The 24215-nt window shown below is 58.4% G+C and carries 32 protein-coding genes and 2 tRNA genes; 18 read left to right on the forward strand and 16 right to left on the reverse strand.

Features of this window, described 5'->3' with window-relative positions:
• The first annotated feature begins 82 nt into the window (after positions 1–82).
• Both LIX15_RS14265 and LIX15_RS14270 read left to right on the forward strand, forming a co-directional pair.
• Positions 83–700: a DUF309 domain-containing protein gene (locus tag LIX15_RS14265; protein WP_227773839.1), complete on the forward strand. Its 618-nt coding sequence runs from the start codon at positions 83–85 to the stop codon at positions 698–700.
• Between the two features lie 77 nt (positions 701–777).
• Positions 778–1011 carry a hypothetical protein gene (locus LIX15_RS14270; RefSeq protein WP_227773840.1) on the forward strand — a complete coding sequence of 78 codons (234 nt, stop codon included), beginning with the start codon at positions 778–780 and terminating at the stop codon, positions 1009–1011.
• Positions 1012–1144: 133 nt separating this feature from the next.
• On the opposite strand, the gene azf is transcribed toward LIX15_RS14270, so the two are convergent.
• Together azf and LIX15_RS14280 are read right to left on the reverse strand one after the other, a co-directional pair.
• Entirely contained in the window at positions 1145–1891 is a 747-nt protein-coding gene (azf, locus tag LIX15_RS14275) for an NAD-dependent glucose-6-phosphate dehydrogenase Azf (protein WP_227773841.1), read from the reverse strand.
• An 86-nt stretch (positions 1892–1977) separates the two neighbouring features.
• Positions 1978–2196: a DUF8151 family protein gene (locus LIX15_RS14280; RefSeq protein ID WP_227773842.1), complete on the reverse strand. Its 219-nt coding sequence runs from the start codon at positions 2194–2196 to the stop codon at positions 1978–1980.
• A gap of 85 nt (positions 2197–2281) precedes the next feature.
• Between LIX15_RS14280 and LIX15_RS14285 the strand changes: the two genes are divergently transcribed.
• On the forward strand, positions 2282–2509 hold the full coding sequence (locus LIX15_RS14285; protein ID WP_227773843.1) for a DUF7860 family protein: 228 nt from the start codon (positions 2282–2284) through the stop codon (positions 2507–2509).
• Between the two features lie 48 nt (positions 2510–2557).
• Here LIX15_RS14285 and LIX15_RS14290 read toward each other — a convergent pair whose 3' ends face one another.
• The gene (locus LIX15_RS14290) at positions 2558–3166 is read right to left on the reverse strand and encodes a translation initiation factor IF-2 subunit beta (protein ID WP_227773844.1); all 609 of its coding nucleotides are present in this window, start codon (positions 3164–3166) and stop codon (positions 2558–2560) included.
• Between the two features lie 84 nt (positions 3167–3250).
• Between LIX15_RS14290 and LIX15_RS14295 the strand changes: the two genes are divergently transcribed.
• Positions 3251–3592: a dihydroneopterin aldolase family protein gene (locus LIX15_RS14295; RefSeq protein WP_227773845.1), complete on the forward strand. Its 342-nt coding sequence runs from the start codon at positions 3251–3253 to the stop codon at positions 3590–3592.
• 27 nt (positions 3593–3619) lie between these two features.
• Here the strand turns inward: LIX15_RS14295 and LIX15_RS14300 are convergent, their stop codons facing one another.
• Positions 3620–4276 (reverse strand): dihydrofolate reductase family protein, encoded by a 657-nt coding sequence (locus tag LIX15_RS14300; protein WP_227773846.1) that lies wholly within the window; start codon positions 4274–4276, stop codon positions 3620–3622.
• Positions 4277–4589: 313 nt separating this feature from the next.
• Between LIX15_RS14300 and LIX15_RS14305 the strand changes: the two genes are divergently transcribed.
• On the forward strand, positions 4590–5081 hold the full coding sequence (locus LIX15_RS14305; RefSeq protein ID WP_227773847.1) for a DUF5790 family protein: 492 nt from the start codon (positions 4590–4592) through the stop codon (positions 5079–5081).
• A 9-nt stretch (positions 5082–5090) separates the two neighbouring features.
• Here the strand turns inward: LIX15_RS14305 and LIX15_RS14310 are convergent, their stop codons facing one another.
• Positions 5091–5828 carry a creatininase family protein gene (locus tag LIX15_RS14310; RefSeq protein WP_227773848.1) on the reverse strand — a complete coding sequence of 246 codons (738 nt, stop codon included), beginning with the start codon at positions 5826–5828 and terminating at the stop codon, positions 5091–5093.
• Between the two features lie 123 nt (positions 5829–5951).
• On the opposite strand from LIX15_RS14310, the gene LIX15_RS14315 reads away from it, so the two are divergent.
• The 4 genes from LIX15_RS14315 to LIX15_RS14330 all read left to right on the forward strand — a co-directional run bounded on the left by LIX15_RS14315 (position 5952) and on the right by LIX15_RS14330 (position 9569).
• Positions 5952–6266: a DUF5789 family protein gene (locus tag LIX15_RS14315; protein WP_227773849.1), complete on the forward strand. Its 315-nt coding sequence runs from the start codon at positions 5952–5954 to the stop codon at positions 6264–6266.
• A gap of 210 nt (positions 6267–6476) precedes the next feature.
• Entirely contained in the window at positions 6477–7979 is a 1503-nt protein-coding gene (locus LIX15_RS14320; RefSeq protein WP_227773850.1) for an alpha,alpha-trehalose-phosphate synthase (UDP-forming), read from the forward strand.
• Positions 7976–8821: a trehalose-phosphatase gene (gene otsB / locus LIX15_RS14325; protein ID WP_227773851.1), complete on the forward strand. Its 846-nt coding sequence runs from the start codon at positions 7976–7978 to the stop codon at positions 8819–8821. Before LIX15_RS14320 ends, otsB begins: the two co-directional genes overlap by 4 nt.
• A 145-nt stretch (positions 8822–8966) precedes the next feature.
• Positions 8967–9569, forward strand: a complete 603-nt coding sequence (locus LIX15_RS14330) for a hypothetical protein (protein WP_227773852.1) — start codon at positions 8967–8969, stop codon at positions 9567–9569.
• A gap of 46 nt (positions 9570–9615) precedes the next feature.
• Here the strand turns inward: LIX15_RS14330 and LIX15_RS14335 are convergent, their stop codons facing one another.
• Entirely contained in the window at positions 9616–11568 is a 1953-nt protein-coding gene (locus LIX15_RS14335) for an ABC transporter ATP-binding protein (protein WP_227773853.1), read from the reverse strand.
• 133 nt (positions 11569–11701) lie between these two features.
• The gene (locus LIX15_RS14340) at positions 11702–11971 is read right to left on the reverse strand and encodes a DUF7538 family protein (protein WP_227773854.1); all 270 of its coding nucleotides are present in this window, start codon (positions 11969–11971) and stop codon (positions 11702–11704) included.
• 85 nt (positions 11972–12056) lie between these two features.
• Here LIX15_RS14340 and LIX15_RS14345 point away from each other — a divergent pair.
• Positions 12057–12130 (forward strand) — tRNA-Val (locus tag LIX15_RS14345).
• A gap of 60 nt (positions 12131–12190) precedes the next feature.
• On the opposite strand, the gene LIX15_RS14350 is transcribed toward LIX15_RS14345, so the two are convergent.
• The 5 genes from LIX15_RS14350 to LIX15_RS33690 all read right to left on the reverse strand — a co-directional run bounded on the left by LIX15_RS14350 (position 12191) and on the right by LIX15_RS33690 (position 15339).
• Entirely contained in the window at positions 12191–13234 is a 1044-nt protein-coding gene (locus LIX15_RS14350; protein WP_227773855.1) for a hypothetical protein, read from the reverse strand.
• Positions 13235–13493: 259 nt separating this feature from the next.
• Positions 13494–13631 (reverse strand): hypothetical protein, encoded by a 138-nt coding sequence (locus LIX15_RS14355; protein ID WP_227773856.1) that lies wholly within the window; start codon positions 13629–13631, stop codon positions 13494–13496.
• A 120-nt stretch (positions 13632–13751) separates the two neighbouring features.
• Complete coding sequence (locus tag LIX15_RS14360; RefSeq protein WP_227773857.1) at positions 13752–14708, reverse strand: alpha/beta fold hydrolase; 957 nt, start codon at positions 14706–14708, stop codon at positions 13752–13754.
• 1 nt (position 14709) lies between these two features.
• Complete coding sequence (locus LIX15_RS14365) at positions 14710–15138, reverse strand: hypothetical protein (protein WP_227773858.1); 429 nt, start codon at positions 15136–15138, stop codon at positions 14710–14712.
• A gap of 90 nt (positions 15139–15228) precedes the next feature.
• On the reverse strand, positions 15229–15339 hold the full coding sequence (locus tag LIX15_RS33690; RefSeq protein ID WP_390184274.1) for a zinc-ribbon domain-containing protein: 111 nt from the start codon (positions 15337–15339) through the stop codon (positions 15229–15231).
• A 135-nt stretch (positions 15340–15474) separates the two neighbouring features.
• On the opposite strand from LIX15_RS33690, the gene LIX15_RS14370 reads away from it, so the two are divergent.
• From LIX15_RS14370 to LIX15_RS14390, 5 genes are all read left to right on the forward strand, one after another.
• Positions 15475–15548, forward strand: a tRNA-Phe gene (locus LIX15_RS14370).
• Positions 15549–15930: 382 nt separating this feature from the next.
• Entirely contained in the window at positions 15931–17376 is a 1446-nt protein-coding gene (locus tag LIX15_RS14375; RefSeq protein WP_227773859.1) for an MATE family efflux transporter, read from the forward strand.
• A gap of 226 nt (positions 17377–17602) precedes the next feature.
• Positions 17603–17797 (forward strand): cold-shock protein, encoded by a 195-nt coding sequence (locus LIX15_RS14380; RefSeq protein WP_049971680.1) that lies wholly within the window; start codon positions 17603–17605, stop codon positions 17795–17797.
• 210 nt (positions 17798–18007) lie between these two features.
• Positions 18008–18202, forward strand: a complete 195-nt coding sequence (locus tag LIX15_RS14385) for a cold-shock protein (protein WP_049971678.1) — start codon at positions 18008–18010, stop codon at positions 18200–18202.
• Between the two features lie 215 nt (positions 18203–18417).
• Positions 18418–19131, forward strand: a complete 714-nt coding sequence (locus LIX15_RS14390) for a DUF2270 domain-containing protein (RefSeq protein WP_227773860.1) — start codon at positions 18418–18420, stop codon at positions 19129–19131.
• Between the two features lie 11 nt (positions 19132–19142).
• Here the strand turns inward: LIX15_RS14390 and LIX15_RS14395 are convergent, their stop codons facing one another.
• The gene (locus tag LIX15_RS14395; protein WP_227773861.1) at positions 19143–19346 is read right to left on the reverse strand and encodes a hypothetical protein; all 204 of its coding nucleotides are present in this window, start codon (positions 19344–19346) and stop codon (positions 19143–19145) included.
• 51 nt (positions 19347–19397) lie between these two features.
• On the opposite strand from LIX15_RS14395, the gene LIX15_RS14400 reads away from it, so the two are divergent.
• From LIX15_RS14400 to LIX15_RS14410, 3 genes are all read left to right on the forward strand, one after another.
• Positions 19398–20009: a metal-dependent hydrolase gene (locus LIX15_RS14400; RefSeq protein ID WP_227773862.1), complete on the forward strand. Its 612-nt coding sequence runs from the start codon at positions 19398–19400 to the stop codon at positions 20007–20009.
• A 63-nt stretch (positions 20010–20072) separates the two neighbouring features.
• Positions 20073–20603 carry a 50S ribosomal protein L16 gene (locus tag LIX15_RS14405; RefSeq protein WP_227773863.1) on the forward strand — a complete coding sequence of 177 codons (531 nt, stop codon included), beginning with the start codon at positions 20073–20075 and terminating at the stop codon, positions 20601–20603.
• A gap of 339 nt (positions 20604–20942) precedes the next feature.
• Positions 20943–21809, forward strand: a complete 867-nt coding sequence (locus LIX15_RS14410; RefSeq protein ID WP_227773864.1) for an ATP-grasp domain-containing protein — start codon at positions 20943–20945, stop codon at positions 21807–21809.
• A gap of 12 nt (positions 21810–21821) precedes the next feature.
• On the opposite strand, the gene LIX15_RS14415 is transcribed toward LIX15_RS14410, so the two are convergent.
• The 3 genes from LIX15_RS14415 to LIX15_RS14425 all read right to left on the reverse strand — a co-directional run bounded on the left by LIX15_RS14415 (position 21822) and on the right by LIX15_RS14425 (position 24108).
• On the reverse strand, positions 21822–22217 hold the full coding sequence (locus LIX15_RS14415) for an Hsp20/alpha crystallin family protein (RefSeq protein ID WP_227773865.1): 396 nt from the start codon (positions 22215–22217) through the stop codon (positions 21822–21824).
• 131 nt (positions 22218–22348) lie between these two features.
• Complete coding sequence (locus tag LIX15_RS14420; RefSeq protein WP_227773866.1) at positions 22349–22738, reverse strand: hypothetical protein; 390 nt, start codon at positions 22736–22738, stop codon at positions 22349–22351.
• Between the two features lie 356 nt (positions 22739–23094).
• Complete coding sequence (locus LIX15_RS14425) at positions 23095–24108, reverse strand: type II glyceraldehyde-3-phosphate dehydrogenase (protein ID WP_227773867.1); 1014 nt, start codon at positions 24106–24108, stop codon at positions 23095–23097.
• Between the last annotated feature and the right edge of the window lie 107 nt (positions 24109–24215).

Consider the following 24215-nt stretch of genomic DNA (forward strand, 5'->3'; position numbering starts at 1 on the left):
CGCGACGGGCATGGATAATCATTGTGGGATGTTACCACTGACCAATCCAAAGCGATTTTCGGATTCATCCGGAATGTCCCGTATGGACGATTATCTTCGGGCTGGACTGGCGATTTTCAACGCAGGTGAATTCCACGCGGCCCACGACGCGTGGGAAGACCACTGGTTGAACCTCGACCGCGACACCGCGGACGAGCGATTTCTTCACGGCCTTATCCAGTTCACCGCCGTCGTGTACCACGCACAGGACGCGAATTGGGACGGGATTCGCGGATTGGCAGAAAGCTCCGTCTCCTACCTCGATGGACTTCCGGCGGACTACCGCGGAATCAACCTCGGTGCTGTTCGTTCGTACCTCGACGCAGTTCGCGACGACCCCGAACACGTCGAGCGAGCGCCCCCACCGCGCCTGACCCGCCACGGCGTCGTTCTTACTCCAGACGACCTCGGTTTCGAGGCTTCGGGGGTCGCGGCGCTCGTTCTCGCGGAGGAGTTCGGCTACGAGGAATGGGTAGTAGAGAAGGCCGTCGAGTTCGCGCGGGCTGACTTGGAATCCGGCGACGACGGAAGTTCGTTTATCACCCTCGTCATGGATTTCGTGCGGGATGCGGAGAATCGGGGCTTGATTTTCCAGCGACTTCGGAGCCACGTCGAACGGCGAGACTCCCGCGAGCGCGACGTTGACGGTTTGTTTGAGTGATTCCGAGGATATGTCTCTTGATTTTCCTCGTGGACACGTATCGAGATTCCCGTGCTACTAGGGAGTGCCGACCCCCGGTGAAAACCGCCTCCGCACCACAACTGCTGTGGCCACACGCCTTCCCCACCCGATTCGCTCATCCCTCGCGCTCGTTTCGCTCATCCCTCGCGCGACAATCTGTCGGCCTTCGGACGCAGTGCCCCGATGCCTCCCGACGCGCACGCGAGAGGGAAAACGATGCGAACGACGAAGGAATGAACGAGAGGACGAAGGGCTCTCTTCCGGAGCGGAACGGAACCGGTTGTGGATGATGTGGTCTGCGGTGGCGGTGCGGTTTCGTTGGAGTTGGGATTACCTAACGGAACGCTCGTCCAATGTTTCTAGTCGGCAGCGTCGTTTGAAAACGCAAACCGAGAATACAGTACAAAGCTAACCAAAGAACTGCTAGTCGAAGTGGGCGGAGTTGTCCTGTGGGTCGTAACCGAATACCTCGCGCGCTCGGTCGATGGAGTAGTATTTTCGGTTGTTGTCCGAGATACCGTAGATGATTTCGTAGTCGTAGTCCGCCTGCAAACAGCAGTCGAAGAGATGGGCGCAATCGCGGTAGGAAAGCCACATCGCCTGTCCGCGCTCGTAATCTTTCGGCGGGTGACCCTCGGTGAGGTTGCCGATTCGAACGTTAGCCACGCTCAGGCCGAACTCGTCGTGGTAGTAGCGGCCGAGGACTTCGCCCGTTGCTTTGCTCACGCCGTAAAGATTGCTCGGCCGTGGAAGTTCGTTGCCGTCGAGACGGAACCCGTCGTGGGGTCGGTAGAGTTCTGGCTTTCGCTCGTCGGTTTCGTAGTTGCCGACGGCGTGGTTCGAGGAGGCGAAAACGAACTTTTCGACACTTTCCGAATCGACCGCGGCCTGTAGAATGTTGTGCGTTCCGTCTATGTTGTTGCTCAAGACGCTGTTCCATGGTGCCTCGGGACGAGGGTCGCCCGCGAGGTGGATGATTGCGCCCGCCCCATCGACAGCCTCGTAGACGGCATCGTAATCGGTTATGTCGGCGACGAAAAAGTCGCTCGACGATTCTTCTGCCGGTGGTTCTCGGTCGAGGAGTCGCCAGTCGTATTTCGATTCGAGGTCGGCGAGAATCGCCGACCCGACCCGACCCTCAGCACCCGTGAGAAGAACGGGGTCGTCCATTCAGTCGGCTAGAGGCACAACGGTGATAAGAACCATGCGGTTTCGCTCAGGTCAACTCGCTACCAAAAATCGGGTTGTTCCAGAATTCAGGCCAGCACGCGCCCGAGAACCTTGTCACGCGCGAGCATGACACCGGCGATGAGTGCGACAGCACCCATGACGCCGAGCCAGATTGCGGTGATGCTGTCGCCCGACGCGGCGGTCTGGAAACCGTCGTATTCCGCGAACAACCCGAGGGCCGTTAGGAGTACAGACCCGAGGGCGTACAGTAAGACCGCGCCGATTTCAACCAGTAGTTCGTACATGCACCTCTATCGGAACGTGGCGTAAAAGAACGTTTCGTTGGCCTTCGGCGGAACGTTTTTCTGGGACTATCTCGGAACCGACAGTATGGGACGATACGGAGACTTGGATTATCCGAAACTTACGAAGACGGGGTTTTTCCTCGGCGTCGCACTGGTCGCAATCGGTGCAATCGGCGAAATCGCCGGAACTGCGCTCTACGGCCCGCTTCCGGCGTGGGAAAACGCGCTCTTCACCGACCTCGAAATCATCGGCATCCTGCTCGGACTGCTCTCGCCGTTCGTGTTCGGAATGTTCCTCCCGCTGACGGAATAACGCGAAAGAGCGGATTTTACCGGAGTAGAAACCGGAAACACAGAGTAGTTACGCGAGACGGGAGAACGCGAGATTGCCGCGAACGCTTTCGACGTAGATGGTGACGACATCTCCTTCTTGCGCGCCGGGAACGAAAATCGTGTACTTGCCGCGTTCCGCGACACCGTCGCCTTTGCGGCCTGTACCAGTAATTTTGACTTCGTAGGTTCGGCCTTCCTCGACCGCATCCTGTTGGTGGGTTCGACTCGACGTGCTTCGTTTCGTGACGGGGCGGAACGCACCGCAGGCGTCACAGCGAAGCATGAGGTTACGGTCTTCGCGGACGAGGCGGGTGTCCGGCAGGCCACACTCGGAACAGGTGACGAACTCCTCCACGTACTCGTCCAGTGCGGCGTCGAAATCGGATTCCGTGAACGACCCGCTGTAGCGGGCCTGTCCGTCTTCGAATTTCCCGCTGGTACCGAGTTCGCGCTGAAGCGCGCTGTGGACGTGCTCCGCGTCACGCGAGAGGGAATCTGCGATATCGCCGAGATTCGTCAGTCGCGTGAACGACCCGTCTTTCTGTACCGCCGGGTTCGGGAAACTAAACCGCTCGTCACTCGTTTCGAGGTCTGGAACCGCGTCCATGCCTCTGTCGAGGGCTGAATCGTAATCCATACTCGTGCCAGGTTTTGGACGCATAAAGGTTCTCCGTGTTCCGTGTCATCACGAACTTTAACCCTCGGATCCCTCACCTCCGTCATGGAGCCGACCACGCGAGACGAGGCCTGTTTCGAGGCGGGAATAAAATTCGGTGCGTTGTATCACCAATTCGCCGGAACTCCCGTCAGTCCCGACAGCGCGGCCAGTCTCGAAACCGCCATTGAGGAGAGCATCGAGAATCAGCCCTCCTGCGAATCGGTCGAAGTGGACATCCTGACCGACAAGTTGGCCGCGGAAATTGACCACGGATATACAGAACTGACTGGGAAGTTCATGGCAGTCGAAATCGTCGTGGAGCACGAGGGCACCGAAGTCGTGACGAGAATGGCGATGGAGGATGGGTATCCGCTGATGAAAATCGAGTCGGTGGGGGATGAGTAATTAGGACGCGAGCGCCAGCACGGTGAATTACTCCGTTACGTCATCCAATGCGAACGAGCCGAGTTCGATCTCTCCCGACCGCTCGTATCGAAGCATTTGTACCCCTGTACTCGATGTCTCCGCCGTTTTTAGCTCGAGGGCCGCAGGGATCGCCCCCTCCTCGAACAATCGCTTTCCGTTCCCAACCACCAATGGGAATATCCAGAGCCAGAACTCGTCGATAAGATCGTGAGGGAGCAGTGACTGAAGCAAATTCTGACTGCCCTGCACCACAATCACGTCATCTCGCTCTTTTTTAATCTCCGCAACGGCTTCTGCGATGTCTCCCGTAAGGAGCGATGAGTTGTTCCACTCCACACTGTCGAGCGTTCGGGAGGCAACGTACTTGGGCATGCTGTTCAGCTTTGCAGCCACCGGATCGTCGTCGGCGTCGACGTTGGGCCAGTGAGTAGAGAAAATTTCATACGTCTTCCGCCCGAGTAGCAGTGCGTCGCCCTCGGCCATCTGCTCGTCCATGATTTGACCCATCTGCTCGTCCCAGTAGTTCACCGACCAGCCACCCTGTTCGAACCCACTGTCACGATCTTCTTCGGGGCCACCCGGTGCCTGCATCACTCCATCGAGCGTCAAGAATGCCCCTACGACGAGTTTCCCAGTTGTTTCGTCCGTGTTCGTCTCGTTCATCGCAAGCAGTTAAATCGATGAGTTCGATAAAGACCGTTCTGGCTCATCACGTTGCTACTCGTCCGCCAACCCTCCGAGCGACGAGTGAAACGAGGTGCGATAGGCGATCGAATTCGCCGCAGAGAGCCGACAGCTCACCGCGAGCGAGGAACGAAAGTGACGAGCGAACTCGGCGCAGACTGAAAGGAGCACCGAGGTTTTGGTCCAGATTTTGCCAGTGAGCGCGGCAATGCCGCGCGAACGCAGCAAAAGGTGGGTTTTCACTTTCAGTTTCGGGTCACGTTTTAAATGCAATCCCGCCGAATCGACAGCTATGAGCCAATCTTCGTTCGATGAAGAACTGTTCGGCGAGGCGGCGAACGAGATGCGCGAGGATGTCGAAGAACACCTCGCCGCTGCGCGCGAGGAACTGCCCCCGGTCGAAGCGGTCTGGGAAACCGAGGCCGAAAACACGCTCGGGGCGCTCAACGCGCTTCGCTCCGCGCTCGACGTCGGGGACGCCGAAGATCACCTGCACGACGCGAAAAAGTGGTACGCGATGGGCGAGCGCGCCGACGCCTTCGAGGACGCGGACGATTTGGAAGCCGAAATCGAGACACTGGACTCGGCAATCGGCGACATTGAGGACGCCCGCGAGCAAGTCGGCGAACTGGCGAGTACGATTCCGAGTTTGAAAGGCGTGTTGGAGGACTTACACGCGGTAGACGATGGCGACGAATCCGAGGAAGAAGCGCCGGAGGCAGAGTCCGAGGCGGAAGCCGAGGAAGTTGAAGCCGAAGAAGAGGAGGAAGAAGCCGAAGAATAACCGGAATCGCTATCGGTGTTCGGGCCGCCGAACGTCCCGCGATTCCACCGCCGAGAGCAGTTTCACCAGCGACTGCGTCGCCAGTTCGAGCAGTTCTCCCCCTCGTTCTTCGCTTCCTTCCGTCGGGTCGCCGACGACGCCGTTTTCCGTGAACTCCGCGCTATCGTAGGCGAGGTTGGTGTAGGATACCCATTCGCCCCAGCCGTCGCTCGCGCCCTCTCTGGCCAGTTCGATTCTGTCCTCGCGGACGAGTTCACCGCGGGTGTGGCGCAGAAACGCCGTTTCCAACGGCCCGGCGTGACCCATGTCCGTGCGATGGTCGCCGACCGCTTCGAACCACGTGAACGGAACCGCGTAGGCTTCGTCGTGACGCGTAATTTTCCCCGTGACTTCGCGGAGTGCGGCGACGTTTCCGCCGTGGCCGTTGACGATGACGACGCGATTCCAGCCGTGTTCCGCGAGGCTTGCGACCGTCTCGCGAACGTACCGGCGGAACGTTTCTTCGCTGACCCACAGCGTCCCGGTGAACTGGCGGTGTTCCTCGCTCACGCCGACCGAAATCGGTGGGGCGACGACTACGTCGCCGTCGTATGCCTCGGCAGTCGCGTCCGCGATTGCTTCGGCGTTGAGCCAGTCCGTCCCGAGCGGTGCATGCGGGCCGTGCTGTTCCGTACTTCCTACGGGAAGGAGCGCGAGGTTCGTTTCGATGTCGTCCGCGTCAGTCCACGTCGCGCGCGAGAGATTCATATGTGATTCGTGTCGGGGAACGCTCTTGTACCCGCCGGACGCCGCTCGGTAAGTTTCATAATCGTTTGCAATTGTCTCCAATCTAGCCAGAAGTTCTTACTGTTCCACGGGTGTGATTCCTCCATGGCCGATAGAGATCGCGAAATGGGCGTGGAGTTGGGCGAACTGAGCGACGAACTTGACGAGCACGACTATCCCGCGTCGTCGGACGACCTCGTGGAGGAGTACGGCGACTACGAAATCGAATATCCGAACGGTTCCGAGCGGTTCGAGGAGGTAATCGGGCCGCTCAACGAAACGTACGAATCCGCGGACGACGTTCGACAGTCGATATTCAACATGGTTGACAGCGAGGCGGTCGGTCGCCAGCGATACACCGACCGCGGTGCCGGTGCCGCGGAGAATCCCGAGGAAGACCCCGACCAAGAGTCGTTCTAACGCTCCGGCGCCGGACGAAATTCCCCGTTTTTTCGAATAGCGTTTTGTAGGGACTCGTTACTCCGGCAGTAGGCTACCGTTACTACCGTTCACGGAGACGAACGGAGTTGAACGGACGACTCCTTTATTCCTCGCAGTCCCGCACGAATCGACACTTGATGAGAGGTGAGTACAGACTTGCAGGTCTCCACTGGGCCTGCAGACGAAGCCATGACTGATGAACACCCAACCGCCGAGACGGTATCGTCCCTCCTCGGCGACGACGAACTCGTCGTCGCCTCGAACCGCCAACCGTACAGCCACGAGCGCGAAGACGGGGAAATCGTTGTCAACCGACCCGCCGGCGGCCTCACGTCCGCACTCGACCCTGTCGTACAGTCAGCCGGAGGAACGTGGGTCGCGTGGGCGAGCGGCGACGCGGACCACGACGTCACCGACGCCGATGGACGGGTCGGCGTCCCGCCGGAAGACCCTGCCTACGACCTGCGACGCGTTTCGCTCTCCGACGAACAGGTCGAAGGGTACTACTACGGCTACAGCAACCAAGTTCTCTGGCCGATTTGCCACATCGACCCGTCGAAAATGAACGCCCGCGCGGATTTCTGGGAACACTACCGCGACGCGAATCGGGCCTTCGCAGACGCCATTGCGGACGAAACGAACGACAACTCCCTCGTTTGGTTGCAGGATTACCACCTCGCGTTGGCCCCGCGAATGATCCGCGAAACTAATTCGGACGTATTCTGCATGCAGTTCTGGCACATCACGTGGCCGTCGTGGGACGCCTTACAGACGTGTCCGCAGTACGAGCAGCTGCTGGATGGACTCCTCGCGAACGACCTCGTCGGCTTCCACACCCGCCAGTATTGCCAGAACTTCCTCGACTGCGCAGCTATGCTTCCCGACACCCGAGTTGACCGAGCAACTCGGAGCGTCGTCTACAAGGGACGACGAACCTTCGTTCGGCCCTTCCCGCTCGGCATCGATGCTACAAACAGGCGACACCTCGCGCTGTCGAGCGCCGACACCCGGTTCTGGAACGAGTTCCGTGACGAACACGATATCGGCGATACGGTCGCGCTCGGTGTCGAACGCCTCGACTACACTAAAGGGATTCCCGAGCGACTGGCGGCCCTGGAACATTTCTGGGAGACGCGACCCGAGTGGCAGGGCGAACTCACGTACGTCCAGAAGGCGAGCGAAAGTCGAACGCAGATTCCGGAGTATCAAGCGATACAGGACTTCGTTGAGTCGGAAATCGAGCGAATCAACGACCGATTCGGAACAGACGACTGGACGCCAATCGTCTACCTCAACGAGTACCTCTCGAAAGACGGTCTCGCGACCCTGTACCGTGAGGCTGACCTCGGCATCGTCAGTCCTCGACGAGACGGCATGAACCTCGTGGCGAAGGAGTTCGTCGCCTCGCAGGTGGACGACCCCGGCGTTCTCCTGCTGAGCGAGTTGACCGGCGCACACGACGAACTCGGCGACGAATCGATTTCGGTTCACCCACACGACACGCCGGGATTCGCGGACGCCATCGAAACCGCTCTAACGCTCCCCGAAACCGAGCGAGCGCGTCGGATGAACGACCTCGAACGTCTGGTTCACTCGAACGATGTATATGCGTGGATAACGAAGCAATTCCGGACGGTAGAATCGATTCAACACGGACGCGACGTTGCGAAAAAATCCATCCAACGACAATGACTGACCAGGTTCCGGAATCACTCCGAACAAATCTGTACGTGCTAGTGAATCGACTCCGCGATACGGACGGGTTGCTCGCGATGTTCGATTTTGACGGGTCGCTCGCACCAATCGAAAACCGACCGGAGGACGTAGAACTTCCGCCAGCGACCCGAACGGCGCTCGAAGAACTTCGCGGAACGGAGGACGTGGAAGTCGGCGTCGTCAGCGGCCGCGGTCTCAACGACCTTCGGGAGCGGGTCGGCATCGACGGCATCACGTACGCTGGCAATCACGGCTTGGAACTTTACACCGACGACGAACGAAAAGTACATCCGGTCGCCAAAGACTCTGAGGACGAAATCACCTCCCTCTCCGACGAACTCGAATCTGAACTCGCGGACGTTGACGGCGCGTTCGTGGAAAATAAAGGCGTCACGGCATCGGTTCACTACCGACTTGTCGAAGACGCAGAGGGGATTTCAGCCGTTCAAAAGGCCGTAGAGAACGCGGTGCGGGAGTCGGACGACATTCGCGTCACGTCGGGCAAGCAGGTGTTGGAACTGCGACCCGACGTGGAGTGGCACAAAGGGCGGGCGATTCGGTGGCTGTACGACCACCACGTTCCGAACGACGAGACGTGGCTTCCTCTCTACGTCGGCGACGATCGAACCGACGAGGACGCGTTCGAGACTCTGCCGAAATCCGGTCTCGGCGTCAAAGTCGGACGGCAACCGCCCACCGTCGCGGGCTACCACGTCACCAACCCGTCGTCGGTGCAAACGGTTCTCGCGTGGTTGGTCGAGTACGGCGTCGGGTTTCTCGGCGGCAAATCGCTTTCGACTGGAACCCGAAACCCATGACGAGGTTCCCGTAGCGTTCGACGGCTTTCGTTCGGCCGACGAAACCGCGCGTTTCTCGTCTCGAAAGCGCCTGTGGAAGTGACAGAACGGTCTGAACGGTCGCGCCGGTTTATTCTCCGCTTGCGAGTAGCACGCGCTAAAGACCATGCAAACAGACGACGATCCCCATACGTCCGATGACGAATCGAGCGACGAGGAACCCGGAAACGAACATCGAGAGCGACAGGTAGAACACGAGGAATCTGATGTGGGGCGAGGGCCACCAGAAGCAGGTAAACGACGCCCACCAGAACCCGAAGAACGGCATCCGCCGGAACCGGAAGGACGCCCGCCAGAGGGTGCGCCGGAACACCCCTCTCCGGGGGAGCCTCCCCAACAGTCTTCACCGCCGTCGCGTCCTCCTCGTCAACGACAAACCGAGGGACGACGAACCGACGAGAAATCGTACAGCGGCCGCTACGGCAGCAGGGTGCGCGAACGCGAAGCGGAGGGACAACCGCGCGAGACCGATGATAAATCGAAGGAACCACGTCCACGTCGGAGCGAAAATCAGCAAAATCAGCGCGAGTCGGAACCGAGCGAACTGAAAAAATACGGCGGCCCGCGCGACCCGGACTGGAAGCGACGACGGCAGTTACAGAAAGCCGAACGACGAGGAAACGAACGGACGATGGACGTTGCGTTCGGCCAGCGACGAGCAGGGCGACCGAAAAAACGGTATCAGCGCGGTCGGAGAAATTGGCGGTAGCCGGGATTGTCCTCTATTTCTGGTTCGGCGGTATTCGACGCAACCCTCAATCGCCCGTGTCGGTGCGGGCGGTTCTGTGGGCGGCGCGCTTGATGAACTCTTCCGGAAGTTCGTCTATTTCTCCGGCCTGAACGCCCCAGAGGTGCGCGTAGAGTCCGTCTTTTTGCAGGAGTTCCTCGTGCGGACCGCGCTCCACGATTTTGCCGCCTTCGAGAACGACGATTTTCTCGGCGTCCTTGATGGTCGAGAGGCGGTGTGCGATGGCGAACGTGGTGCGGTTTTCTGTGAGTTTGTCCAGACTGCGCTGGATAAGCATCTCCGTCTCGGTATCCACGTCGCTGGTCGCCTCGTCCAAAATGAGAATTTCCGGATCTTTCAGGATTGCGCGGGCAATCGAAACCCGCTGGCGCTGGCCGCCCGAAAGCTTGACGCCGCGTTCGCCGACCTTGGTGTCGTAGCCCTCCGGTAGATTGGTGATAAACTCGTGCGCTTCCGCGGCTTTCGCGGCTTCCTCGATATCCTCGTCGTTCGCGTCAAAGGTGCCGTATTCGATGTTCTCCTTTACCGTTCCATAGAACAGGAAGGTGTTCTGGCTGACGTAGCCGATGTTCTGGCGGATGCTCGGAAGGCTCACATCGCGGATGTCCGTGCCGTCGATTCGAATCGCACCCTCGTTCACGTCGTACATTCGAAGGAGGAGTTTCAGGACGGTGGATTTCCCGGCTCCAGTCGGCCCGACCAGGGCGAGGGTATCACCGCCTTCGACGGTGAACGAAATATCTTCCACAATGGTTTCGCTCTCGTCGTAGCCGAACGTCACGTCGTCGTAGACGACTTCACCCTCCTCGACCACGAGATGTTCCGCGTCTGGATCCTCCCGGATGCGACTCGGTTCGTCCATCAGGCCGAAGATGCGGGCGCTGGACGCGTACGCGCGTTGGTACATATTGATGATGGAACCGAATTGCGCCATCGGCCAGATAAATCGCTGGGTGAGGAGCATGAACGTGACGAACTCACCAGCTTCGAGGTTGCCCGTGAAGAACCACGGCCCTTCGCCGTTGAACACCCACAGGCCGCCGACGATGAACGTCAGCGCGAAGCCGAGCCCGGAGAGAATCTGGAGCGCTGGGAAGAACTTGATTCGCGTAACGATAGCGTCCCAGTTCGCGCCGAAGTATTCGTGTGAGACGTCGTCCACGCGGTCGGATTCGAACGACTCCGTGTTGCTCGTTTTGATGACCTGAATGCCGCCGAGGTTGTTCTCCAACCGGGAGTTCACCTTCCCGACGGAAGAGCGCACGTCGGCATATTTCGGTTGGATGATTTGGATGAACTTGTACGTGAACAGCGCGATGAGCGGCACCGGCACCAGTGCGACGAGGGCGAGTTGCCAGTTGATGGTGAGTAAGACGGCCGCGATGGCGACGACCATCACGCCCAGACGGAACGCGGAATTCATCCCGTCGTTCAAAAATCGCTCCAAGCGGTTCACGTCGTTCGAGAGGATGGACATCATCTCCCCGGTCTGTTTGTCCGAGAAGAACTCCATGTCCAATCTCTGCATCTTGTCGTAGGTGTCGGTACGAACCGAGTGCTGGATGTTCTGGGCGAACGAGTTCCACCCCCAATTTCGACTCCAGTGAAAGGCCGCACCCAATCCGAACGCGAATCCGATGACGACGACGGAGAACCAAAATTGGTCGCTTTGGGAGGCGGGGACGAATCCGGACGCCAGGCTCGTGGAGACGAGAGGGAGTTGGCCACTGAGAGCCTCAGTATACGGAATCGTATTATCGGCGAAGAACGCGTCGATAGCGACGCCGAGAATTATCGGCGGCAGGAGATTGAGAATACGAGCAAAGATACTGGAGACGACGCCGACGACGAAGGCGAACCGATTTTCCCCCCCGTATTCGAAGAACAGACGCCGCATCGGATTGTCGGCGTTTTCCCGTTGTTCTTCGAACGGGTCGTCTTCGTCCGTGTGTATGCTCATTATTCTCTCTCAAGGGACACTGGATTGATAAGAGTTTCCTACGAACCGAAACACCCTTCTGAAGAAGGACGGAAATCCGGTTTTCAACTGTGCAATTGCCGAGTGAATAAATGTTCTGGGCTGTTTCACTTCGTCAGAGGTCACGGGCTTCGACTTCGGGGTCGATTCCGACGGCATCCAAATCTTGTCGAACTCGTTCGCGGAGGGGTTGTGGAACCGTTCCCCTTCCGACCGGTACCGCCACGTCGCCGTCGCCTTTCACTTTCCAGTAGAGCACGCAGTGGCTCGGTTCGTAGTATTCGATGCTGTAGTAGTCGTCCGCGCCGCGGTAGTGAACGCGGGCGGCGAACTCATCAACCTTCCAGCCGTCTTGCTCGCCGAGCGCGGAGAGCGAGTCGTCCATACCTGCGATTTGCTACCGGGTGTGGTAGTCGTTACGGAAACCAGAAAGTAACAGTTATTCCCCCGGAGCGATTTTTCCCGGATACGGGTTCGTGGTCTAGTTGGTTATGACGCGGCCTTTACAAGGCCGAGGTCGGTGGTTCGAATCCGCCCGAACCCATGAAATTTTACGCGATGCACTGTGACGAGCGAAGCGAGTCACCTGCTGATCCGCCCAAATTCACTCCGTCGTAGCCTTGAAGAACTCCTGATACCCCACGGACGCGAGCAGGGCGAGGAACGGAAGCGGATAGAGCCAGTACGCACGATATGCGCGCACGACCAGCGGTGCCATCATAGAGAGCGCAAGGAGCGCGCTCGTCAGCACGGGGGCGTTCGTTGAGAGCGTCGGTCGTCGTGTGTCCCTATCTGAGAGCGCCAACTGGACGACAATCGTCGCGGGGACGATGAGGATGAGGTGTTTGAGGGCTTCGTGGTAGAGTGCGCTCATCCATCGGTTCGTGTCGCCGATGAGTGACGGGACGACCGGATTCGTCGTGTACTTCTCCGCCGCCCCGAACGACCAGTAAACCGCACCATGGAACGAGGCCTGCCCCCACACCGCGTACACGAACGCGAACGTGACGGCGACGACACCGATTCCGGCGAAACTGAACGACGCCAGCCATCGGATGCCCGAATCACGGTCGAGTTCGCGGAGGCGGTCGTATGCGAGTGCCGGTATGGCGAACACCGCGTGTTGGGAAAAGAGTCCCGCTACCGCGATGCTCGCGCCGCGCGCTATCGGGTCGTTAACCGAGAGCGAGAGGAGAATGGCCGCGATTGCGAACGAGCGAACGTTCACCACGGTTCCACCGGCGGCGGGGACGCTCGTCAGGAACAACAGTCCCGCCACTAAACCGACGCGAGAGGCATCGCGTTGTGCGCAAATCCGCCAGAGGAGGATTGCGATGGCCGCGTTTGCGAATCCGACCAAGACGAAAAACACGAGCAGATACTGACCGGTCGCGGCAACGGCGACATTGAGCAGTTCGAACAGCGGTGGCTTGTTGTCTACCGCCGGTCGGACGTAGATCGGTTTTCCGGCGAGTACCGCTTCAGCCAGTGGACGCCAGCAACACCGCACGTCAACGTGTGGCTGTTGTGCGCCGGAGTGTATCCGCATGTATCGATTCATCGTTTCGAAAATTCCAAGGAGGGGGAATGCCGGAACGATGAACGTGGAGGATTCGAGCGTCTCTCGTTTCGAGGAAAGTACGTGCATTGGAGTGAGAACAGCATCTGCCAGTTCGAGCTATCCGTACTGGATGTGCCGATGACTGTACTGCCGTCTGTACGTTCGAATCAATTGATTGGTTAAGTACTTTCTCTTATAAATTGTATAACCAATCGAGCAAAATACGAAAACGACATCTCATTTGGGAATTCTACTTGACTGAGTCAAAACTGTCTCGGGGTGTCCGGCGCTCTCTCCGCATCCCCTAACTAATCGCCGCTGCATCTAATCGGGGTCCCAAAAGCGTCTATACTTCCCACGAGAGTTCGATACCGGCGTCGGACCAAATCCACGCCTCTTCGTTTTCAGGGTTGTAGAACTCGACACCGCCGTCGATTTCGCGTTCCAAACAATCGCCCCATTCTTCGGTGTTTTCTTGCACCATCGGGTATATCGGGAGTGCAGAACCGTGAAGATATAAGCTTTCCCCCGGTCGCGGTATTCACCGCTTACCGGTCAATTGATAGACGTTCGAGAAAGGAAAGGTATCGTGGTATTCCGCCGACTACTCCGCTGATTTTTCCCGCGCTGGTGCGGGCGGCTGGAGTTCGATTCCGACGTCGTCAGGCGTGAGAACGCTCGGAAGGTCGCCCTCCCTATCGCCGGTAATGTCGCCGAGAATTTCCTTTAGGTAGGCGTTGAACAGTTCGGGATGCTCGCTCATCGGGAAGTGACCTATTTGGGCCATCTCGACTGCAACCGCACCGTCACCGATGCCCTCCGCCGTCTCCCTGCCATCCTCAGGCGTCGTGAGGTAATCGTACTCGCCGTTGACGATGTACAGCGGACATTCGTCGGCCTTCACCTGGTCGAGTTTGTCCCGGTAGTCGTGGTCGACCGAGTAGTAGTACAGGTCGCCTTTGAACACGCCCGTTGCCCCTTGTTCGTAGAGGTACATCGTCTCCCGACGGGTTTCTTCCGGACTCTGCGGTGCCATCAGCCCCCAGCAGGAGTAAGCGTTCACCTCGGTCGTGTTGATGTGCGGGTGGTCTAACCAGTCGATGTAGAATCCCGGACTGTGGGCACCGCACTCCAATCCGATGAGGGCTTGGAACCGGTCGGGATACCAGTCGGCCAGTTCCAGCGTGATGTTGCCACCCATCGACGACCCCATGTAAATCGGGTCTTCGAGCTCGAGCGCGTCGGCGAGGGCGACCAGCGTTTCCGTGAACTGCTTGCCGGTCATCTTGTAATCTTCCTCCCACCACGATTGGCTCGTCGGTGGAACCGACTTCCCGTGGTACGGTAAGTCGTGCGCGATGATGCGATACTCATCGGTTATCTCCTCGTCGGTGAGGAGGTGTCGCCACTCCTGACAGTTGTTGCCCGCGGTGTGCTGGCAGAGAATCGGCGTCCCGTCCTCCGGGCCGTTCTCCTCGAAGTAGATTCGGTGGTCTACCCCGCCGATTTCGACGTGGACGTACTTGCCCGTAATCGGTTCGATAGTTCCTGACTCGGCCATGTTAGCTCCCTCCGTTGTTGTTAGCCACGCGCATCAAATCGAGCGCGCGCTGGAACGGTCGCAGGTTCTGGAAGATTTTCTTGTTGTCTCCCCGCATCATCAGATGGCCGTCCTCGTTTCTGACCGCGCTCCGATAGTGCGAGGCGACGATTTCGTGGTTGAACGCCGGTGGCGTCTCCTGTATGAACTCCTCCCACGCTTCGCGGTCACCTTCCACGCCGAACGACCAGCGGTTGTTCAGCGCCGGGTTCGGCAGTATTTCACGAACCGTCCCCTCTTGCATCTTGATGAGGAATCGCTCGTCGCCGATTTCGACGTAGAAGTTGTCGCTGAATTTGTCGTGACCCCGGACTTGCATTTCCGGGTCGCTGTTCACTGTCTCCTTGTAGTTTTCCCACCATTCGTGGCTGGCAAACTCTGTATCGGTCATTGCTCCCCAAAACGCGGAGACAACAGCGACCGTGATAAAAAATAGCATAAGTAATCCGTTGCGTCCCGGTCGGAACAAGAACGGCGGAAACTACTCGTCGCCGACCAGCGACGCTCCGCAGTCGGGGCACTCTTCGTCCACCGTCGTCACCTGCGCATCGCACGCGGGACAGAACTCTAAATAGCAAGCGCGCTCTCCCATGGGTGTTATTGGCACGATGAGGAATAAATGGCTTTCGACCGCATTCTGGGACGTTGTCGGTATGGTTTCGCGTTCCGATCGCCCTCCGGCGCATTTCGAAATCCTTTTTTGTCCCATCCGCCTCCGTCCAAACGCGCCGCCTTAGCTCAGACTGGGAGAGCACTCGACTGAAGATCGAGCTGTCCCCGGTTCAAATCCGGGAGGCGGCACTTGCTCCGCTCACGAAGTAGTCGCGGAGCAATTGGAATCCGAGCGGATTTTAATTAGACCGAGATTCTGCGCGGAGCGCAGGTTCTCGGGCGTTGTTCAAATTCGGGAGGCGGCATTTTTGTGACTCTGACCTGCGGGCGAACGCGAGTCACGGCAGAATCATGAATATAACTGTGGTTTGAGAAATCGATTTTTCGCACGCTTCCATACCGATCACCCGAATCATCAAATAAAATCAATAGCTGATTGCGAAAACGAAGCAACTCCGTGCGAAATCCCCCGACAGAAATGAGCGAATCGATCGAAGCTCGCCGAAACCCCACCCTCGTTTACCGCATATGAAACAAACTTTACTTTCGATTCGAAATACCACACACAGCCGTGCCCCGTTTCCCGAACCCCGTCCGGTTAACCATCCTTGCAATCGGCCTCGCCCTCGCCCGCCTCGGTCTCGCCAATCCCAAACGCGTTCGCAGGACGACGGACTTGGCGTGGCCGCGTATCGTTACGGGGCTCGCCCGTATGTCGAAAAACGCCGTGGACGTGGCGTTCGTTGGGATTGCGGTCGGCCCGTTGGCGATTGCTGGAGTCGGGTTCGCCGCGCCGTACTGGGGTATCGCGTTTTCGCTCGGCGGTGGATTCGCCGGGGGAACCATCGCGCTCGTGTCGCAACGCTACGGCGCGGAAGCGTTCGACGAGCTCGGGCAGGCTATTCGGTCGAGCGTCGCGCTTGTTCTCGCGGTGACGCTCCCGGTCGCCTGCTTCTTCTGGCTGTTCCCGACGGAACTCATCTCGTTGATGACTAACAACGAAACGACGGTCGAAATGGGGGCAACCTACCTGCAAATTCTCGCCATTGGAGTGCCGTTTGCGGGACTCAACCTCATCGGGAGTCGCATCTACATCGGTATGGACGATTCGTGGACGCCGATGCTGGTTCGTTCGGGCGGTGCAATTTCGAACATCGTGTTGAGCGGTCTGCTCGTCTTTTCCCTTGAGTGGGGCGTCGCCGGTGCGGCGTGGGGTACCGTGCTGGCGAACGTCGTCGTCACCGCAACGTTCGCGCTCGGACTGGTCGCCGGCCGACTCCCGATTGCCGGTGAACTGTCGGTACAGGTGAACCCCGCCGCCAAGTACGTTGACGGCGATACGATTCGGCAGCTGGTTCACATCGGTCTGCCGGTCGTCGGCCGCAACATGGTGTGGACCGTCGCCAAGTTCCCGATGCTGGCCATCGTCGCGCTGTTCGGCCAAAACGTCGTCGCCGCATACGTCATCAGCCGACGCATCTGGGGCTTGATGAACACGCCCGGGTGGGGATTTGGACTAGCATCGAGTAGTCTCGTCGGACAGGAACTCGGCGGCGGTGACGAAATCGCCGCGGAGGAGTACGCACGAGATGTGATTCTCTTTGCGGTGGCAACCTACGCCGTTGCGGCGGTCATCGTCTTCGCACTTGCTGAACCCATCGTCGTTTCGTTCGTCGGAGATTCGACGGACCCATCGGTGCCGTACGCGGTGTCGCTCGTCTACGCGGCCTGTGTCGCGGTCATGGCACAAGGCGTCAAAGGTGCCGCCGCGGGGCCACTCGACGCGAGCGGCGACACCCGCTGGCCGTTTTACAGCCAGATAATGGGGATGTTTGGCTGTGCAATTCCCATCGCCTACCTCGGTGCCACGACATCGCTCGGTCTTATGGGATTGTACCTGTCGTTCGTAGCGGAGACGACGGTGCCAGCGGCCATCAACTACTATCGATTTTCGACCGGAAAGTGGAAGGCAATCAGCCGAGGATTCCGCCCTGGCGTCTCCGCCTCCGACGATTGAACGGTTTTCTTGGGTTGGTCGGTTCTGCGTACCAAAATGGAACTGCCGATGGCGGTAGTTCTCACTCTAATTGCCGACCGATTCGATGGTAAACTGCGTTTAAAAATCACATGGTGGCCATATGCTGGGAATATTGGATTCTTTCGAAAAATCGTCAACTGAAATCCGAAACGAGCACAACGATTTCCCAAGCCTTATCCGGTACAAGGCATTTTGTTCAGAAGCAATGGCAAAAGGTAACGTTGATTTCTTCAACGACACAGGCGGCTACGGTTTCATTTCGACTGAGGACGCGGACGACGACGTTTTCTTCCACATGGAAGACGTTGGCGGCGAGGACCTCGAAGAGGGAACGGAAATCGAATTCGACATCGAACAGGCACCAAAAGGACCACGCGCGACGAACGTCACGCGCCTGTAATTTTCGGAATACGTGTCCGCTAACGCGGATAATACAGCGTATCGAAATTTTACTGCCGAATATTTTGCGCTCGAATAGCGGTGTTGCTGCGTCTCGCTTGCGTAGGGTTACTGTGAAAGTATTCTGCGTGGATAATCCGTGTTGTGAGCCGTCCATGGTATACCCTCTCTCGGAAGTATTATCCGTGGGGAACCAGTTTATCCAAAAGCAATGGCGAAAGGCAAAGTTGATTTCTTCAACGACACAGGCGGCTACGGTTTCATCTCGACTGAGGACGCGGACGAGGACGTTTTCTTCCACATGGAAGACGTTGGCGGCGAGGACCTCGAAGAGGGAACGGAAATCGAATTCGACATCGAACAGGCACCAAAAGGACCGCGCGCGACGAACGTCACGCGCCTGTAAATCGGTTACTGCTGCTTAGCGAGTAGTACCACACTTTCTTCGACGAGCAATTGGACGCGGAGCAGTGCGACCGCTACCAGTCTCTGACATACAAATTGCCACACGGGTTCGGACACCACTCGACACACCGAGGTAACTTATCGAATCGCCACGGTTTTCACCATACAGCACAATACTATTGTCACGAACAGAGGGTACGAATCCCTGGAATTGCTATGAGCGACCGGAAAAACCCAAATTCATCGGAAATGTGTGACCCGGAGGTCGGAGCGGGATTGCTCGAAACGAACATGGGTCCGAGCTCGGCGTTGGCCCACCTCTACCGTGGCGAGATTCATCGCATGAAGTTTTGGCGGGAGCGACTCGACAGAACGAGCAACTGGGCGATTACGTTGATGGCGGCCATTCTGACGTGGGCGTTTTCGAGTCGGAGCAACCCCCATTACATCGTTCTGCTCCCCATCGTCACGGTCAGTATCTTTCTCTTCATCGAGGCTCGCCGATACCGAGCATACGATATCTGGCGGTCGCGGGTTCGCATGCTTCAGCAGAACGTGTTTGCGTTGGGACTCGACGACTCGGCGGGGGTCGTGGACGAAGGCTGGCGACAGAAACTAAGCGAGGATTATCGTCTTCCGAAGGTGAAAGTGTCGCTGGAAGAGGCGCTTGCGCACCGTCTGCGCCGCGTGTATGTGCCGCTCTTTTTGGTTCTGCTCGCGGCGTGGGTGTTCCATCTGACCGCCTACACTTCGGGCGGGCAGTGGCCCAGCAGTGCGGCAATCGCGTGGGTTCCCGGCGGTATCGTCCTCGCTACCGTCGTTGCCTTCTACATCGGTATCCTCGTCGTCGCCTATCGACCGCGAGAATGGAACATCAACGGAGAAATCCTCCCCAGCGACGTAACCGGATGGGATTATTCTCACGAGTAATCGAACAATCGTCACTTCTCACTTTTCGACAATCGCACTACGAGGGTCTCTATCGCCCTCGAAAGCGCGCTGTTTCCGAAGCGGACGACGACGCTGACGATGGCTAGCTGCGTCGCTCGGAAGAGTTCCCGCTGATGCGTGCCAGCCTCCATTTCCATCCCGAAGGAGGGACGGCTCGCACGAAGTAACGCGATACCATCCCTGCCGAGTGCCAACAGCGAACTCCCCGATAGGTGTTTACGTGAACCTCGCCTACGGGGGTCACGATGATGGCAACGACGCACGCCCTTATCGGCGTGCTTCTCGCAAGTATTACCCTTCTCGTCGCGCCGGAGTTCGCTCCGGTTGCGGTCTTCGCGGGGTTTTTCGGCGGGCTATTTCCGGATTTCGACCTCTACTCCGGTCACCGGAAGACGCTCCACTTTCCGGTGTACTTCTCGGTTGCTGGACTGGTGGCGGTTGCGATTGCCGTAGTCGTCCCGACCGGTTGGACCGTGGCTGTCGCCGTCTTCCTCCTTTCCGCCGCGATCCACTCCGTTTCTGACGCCTTCGGCGGCGGATTGGAGCTAAAACCGTGGCTCGGCGAGTCCGAGCGCGCAGTGTACGACCACTTCCACGGACGGTGGATTTCCCCTCGCCGCTGGATTCGGTACGACGGCGCGCCCGAGGATTTCGCGTTGGGTGTCTTCGCCGCGCTTCCAAGTCTCGTCCTCTACGACGGGACGATTCAGACGCTGGTCATCGCCGCAGTCCTCGTCTCGGGCATTTACGCCCTGCTTCGAAAGCAAATGGTGATTGCGGCGGAGTGGCTTGTCGGGCGGATTCCGGCGTCGATGTTGGCCTACATTCCCGACCGGTTCGTTCGGGATTTCGTATAGTGAGCGTCGAACTCGCTTCGAAGGGTTTATTCACGGCCTGACCATCAGACTTCAGTAGTAACTATGTCCGACAAACCTGCCTCAATGTACCGGGAGATTCGAAAGCCCCCGTACACGCGACGCGAATACATCACGGGTATCCCGGGTTCGAAGATTGCACAGCACAAGATGGGCGACGTTGGTGCGGACGAGGACAACTATCCCGTCCAAATTTCCCTCGTCCTCGAAGAGGAGTGCCAGATTCGCCACGGCGCACTGGAGGCCGCCCGCCTTTCGGCTAACCGCTTCCTGCTGAAGAACATCGGCGAAACCGGTTACAAGATGATTCTGCGCAAGTTCCCACACCACGTCCTGCGCGAGAACAAACAGGCGACCGGTGCGGGCGCAGACCGTGTTTCCGACGGAATGCGACAGGCGTTCGGGAAACCGGTCGGCACCGCGGCCCGAATCCAGAACGGCGAGCGTCTCTTCACCGCATGGTGCGAAGTCGAGGACGCGGACGCCGTCAAAGACGCCTTCCGCCGCGCGTACAACAAGGTCTCCCCGCCGTGCCGTATCGTCGTCGAGCGTGGTGAGAAAGAACTCATTAGCTAAACAAACACTCGACATTTTTCGCCGTGCTGGTTTCGTCCTGAGCGATTGGTTTCTCTAAAATTGTCGGATTTGAGTGCTTTTCTTTGGTAGTGTCGTCTCCGATGAAACCGCACCTGAAAATAGGTCTGCACACTCTCTCCTGTTGGATGGCTGTCGTTGGCGAGCCGTGACTTCCTCACGCAATTTATGATCCATCTTTCACTGAAGTTCCATCTACAATTTGCTTTCAACTGTCCGTCTCACACCGGAGTATCACTCTGAATCTGATTTTCACTACTCCGACCCCACACCGAGAAACGAGAGCAGTCTTTTTTAACCCCAAACCAGAACCTCCACTAAATGCTCGATTTAGCGGTCGCGTACCGAAAACGGACGTTCGAACGAATGCGCGAACCGTTCTCGGAGCGTGGCATCCGCGTCCGTCACGTTCCGAACGAGGCGCGGACGTTCGACCTCGCTGACCCGCCGTGGTCGGCGGACGAGTTCGACGCGGGATTCATCTACCCCTCCCGGATGATGGAGGGCGGCGTGGTCGATGCACTGCTCTCGGTTCCGTGGGTGAACGGACGCGAAGCGGTGCTGACCTCGCGGAACAAAGCCGAGGTCATCGCCCGACTCGGGAAGGCGGGAGTTCCGGTTCCGAAGACCGCGATGGTTTCGAATCCTGTCGAAGAGCGCGACCTCCGCGAGATTTTCGCGCGATTCGACTCCCCCGTCGTCATCAAACCCAACTCGACCACGCGCGGAACTGGCATCGCAAAAGTGGGCGACGTAGACTCCTTCCTCGGCGTCGTGGACTACCTGAACCTCGTCCACGACTACCGCGCGACTGGCGACAAATCGTTTCTCGTGCAGGAGTATCTCCCAGGCGCGACCGATTACCGCGCGATGGTGGTCGACGGCGACTACGTCGGCGCGGTCGAACGGCGATTGCCGGACGACGCGCTGGCCGAGGGTCGTTGGAAACACAACGTTCATCGCGGAGCAGCGGCGTGCGGAATCTCGCTTCCGGACGAGCACAGAAAAATCGCGGAGCGAACGGCGAAAGTACTCGACATTCCGTTCTGCGGCGTCGATATTCTCGACACGGGCGACCGAATCGTCGTAAACGAGACGAACGCCCGTCCGACTATCGACGCGGAGACGAAGTACGAAGACGGGTTTTACGACCGTCTTGCCGGACTCGTTCGGGCGACTCGCCGGTAATATTTCGTCGGATTATTCGACGCTGATGTTCGCCGATTCGTCGGTCTTTTCGAGGGTGACTTCGAGGACGCCGTTGTTGTACGTCGCGTTGGCTGAGCGTTCGTCAACGCGCGCGGGGAGCGAAATTCGCTCGTCGTATTCGCGGTGGTCGCTGACGGCGCTGATGGTCATCGTCTCGCCGTCGCATTTGAGGTTGATGTCTTCCTTTTCGACGCCGGGGAGGTCTGCGATGACGCGGACGTGTTCGTCGTCCTCGTGAATATCGACGTGCGTGTCCGCCCCGAATCCGGGTCCGGTCGTGCTGGTATCGACCTGCATATCGACGTTTCCGCCCATCATATCGTTCATCATGCGCTCGATTTCGCGGAAGAGGTCGTCGAAGGGGTCGTCGCGGTCGTCTCGTCGCATGCAGGACAATAAGCCCCTCCCGGGCAAAAGGTTTTGGACGCCCGCTGGATACACCGCGTTTCGATTCCGTGTATTAAAGGCTCCTCGTCCGATGTCCGAAAAAATAACTACACGTCGGTTATATCTGGTAATTAATACCAGCGGTTTTGCTCGGCTTCGTTTTCGGCGTTAGCGATGCCGACCTGCGCGTTGTTGTTCGTTTGGTCGCTGTACTGGACAGCATACGCGTCACCGGATTCAGCGTCGCCGCCGTTCCATCCAACCGCCGCCGAGATTGCCGTGTTGTCGTCCTGGACGTTTACGTTGGTCTGCTCAACGTCCTGTTCCTGCTCGACTTCTGCTTCGGCTTCTTGTTCGGTATCTGCCATCGCGGTTCCGGCCAGTCCGCCAACGAGGACGCTGGCAACCAGCGCAATCGCGAGCGAGATTCGAAGTGCTTTTTTCATGGTTGTATCTCTCCGGGCGGGAGAGATCGCGTATCGAACCCCGCGGACTTCTTCCGCGGTGCCCGTCCCACCCATCTCGCTCCATCTACCGAGGTGTAAATGAACGGCGGGTATCGTTGAATTCGTTCGCCCGTTTTTACGAACGGCCAAATCGCTCGCCGAACGGGAGTAACGTGGAAAACTCCCGTATAGAGCCGATACCGTCCGTGAATCTAACGACTATCGACGCCCGTTTTCGCGGCGCTATTCTCTCCCATTTTGAACGACTGAATTCTCGACTAACGAGTTATAACCAACAATCCGCATGCCGCATGCTACCTCGAAACACGATTATACGGAACCGTTTCGAAACCTAAGTCGGGATTGTTCTCGTATCCGATATCGGGTGTGTGTTCGGTTAACCGCGACAAAAAGAGACTAATAAACCCAGTTCAGAACCCGATTTCGAGCGCCTCGTTCGTCGTCTCGATGCTCTCGCGGGCGTCCGCGCTGTTCGTCACCGCTCGAATCGCATCGACGTTTTCCGGAACCACGTCGCTCTCTTGGTGAATCGCTTGGAAGAGGTAGAGGTCGTTTCCTTCCATCGAAACCGACTCGCCCCAGAGGCAGTTCTCCCAGAGGTCGGCCCGCGGCCGACCTCTGTCCATGGCGTACTCCTTAAGTTTGCCAGCGCCGTCGATGTCCATCCGTTCCGGAACGACGAAGATGCGCGATTGACTTTCGAGCAGGTCGCGAACCTCCTCCGCGTCTGGTTCGGATTCGAGCGAGACGTTGACGCTGTGCATGTGCATCAGCGTCGCCGGAACCTTCAACCCGAGCGTGTCGATCGACAGGTCGGGGAAGATGGTTTTCACGTCCGGGCCGTGGTGCGACGGCAGTTTCACCGGGTTCGGCACGATGTCGTTGATGGGGCCGCGACCGGTCTGGGCCGGGTCGCCGCCGCGCCGGACGAGCGTCGCGCGAACCTTTTCCACGCCGTACTCCTCGCGGAGCGGCGCGATGAGGCGCGACAGTCCGGTCGTGTTGCACGAGACGACGCGGACGTGCTGTGCGTCGATAGCTTCCTCGTAGTTAGCGCGCGCGTTGAAACTCACGTCGGCAACGTCCGCATCCTCGCCGCCCTGGTACAACGCGGGCGTGTCGTACTCCTCGTACAGCGATTTGTTGTCCGCGCCGATTCCGGAGGGGCAGGCGTCTACGACGACGTCGACCTTCTCGACCAGGTCCTCGACCATTCCCGCGAGTTCGATTCCCGCCTCGTCGAACAGTTCCGCGCGCTCCTCGATTGCGGCGTAGAGCGAAAACCCCTTCTCGACTGCTCCTTCGGCTTCGAAGTTGGGTCGGGTTTTTGCGACCCCTGTGACCTCCATGTCCGGTTGCGCCCGGACAGCGTCAGCGACCCGTTTCCCGATAGTCCCGTACCCGTTGATGCCGACCTGTAGCATGTACGTCCGCAGGTCCAACGTCCGCCATTAAAACCGTTTCGAGCCATTCTTCCCGGGAACTAACTCACACGCGAGTAAGATGGAACGGACGGAAGGGGAACATCTAA

Source organism: Haladaptatus pallidirubidus, assembly GCF_020700235.1.
In the GTDB taxonomy this organism is placed as follows: domain Archaea; phylum Halobacteriota; class Halobacteria; order Halobacteriales; family Haladaptataceae; genus Haladaptatus; species Haladaptatus pallidirubidus.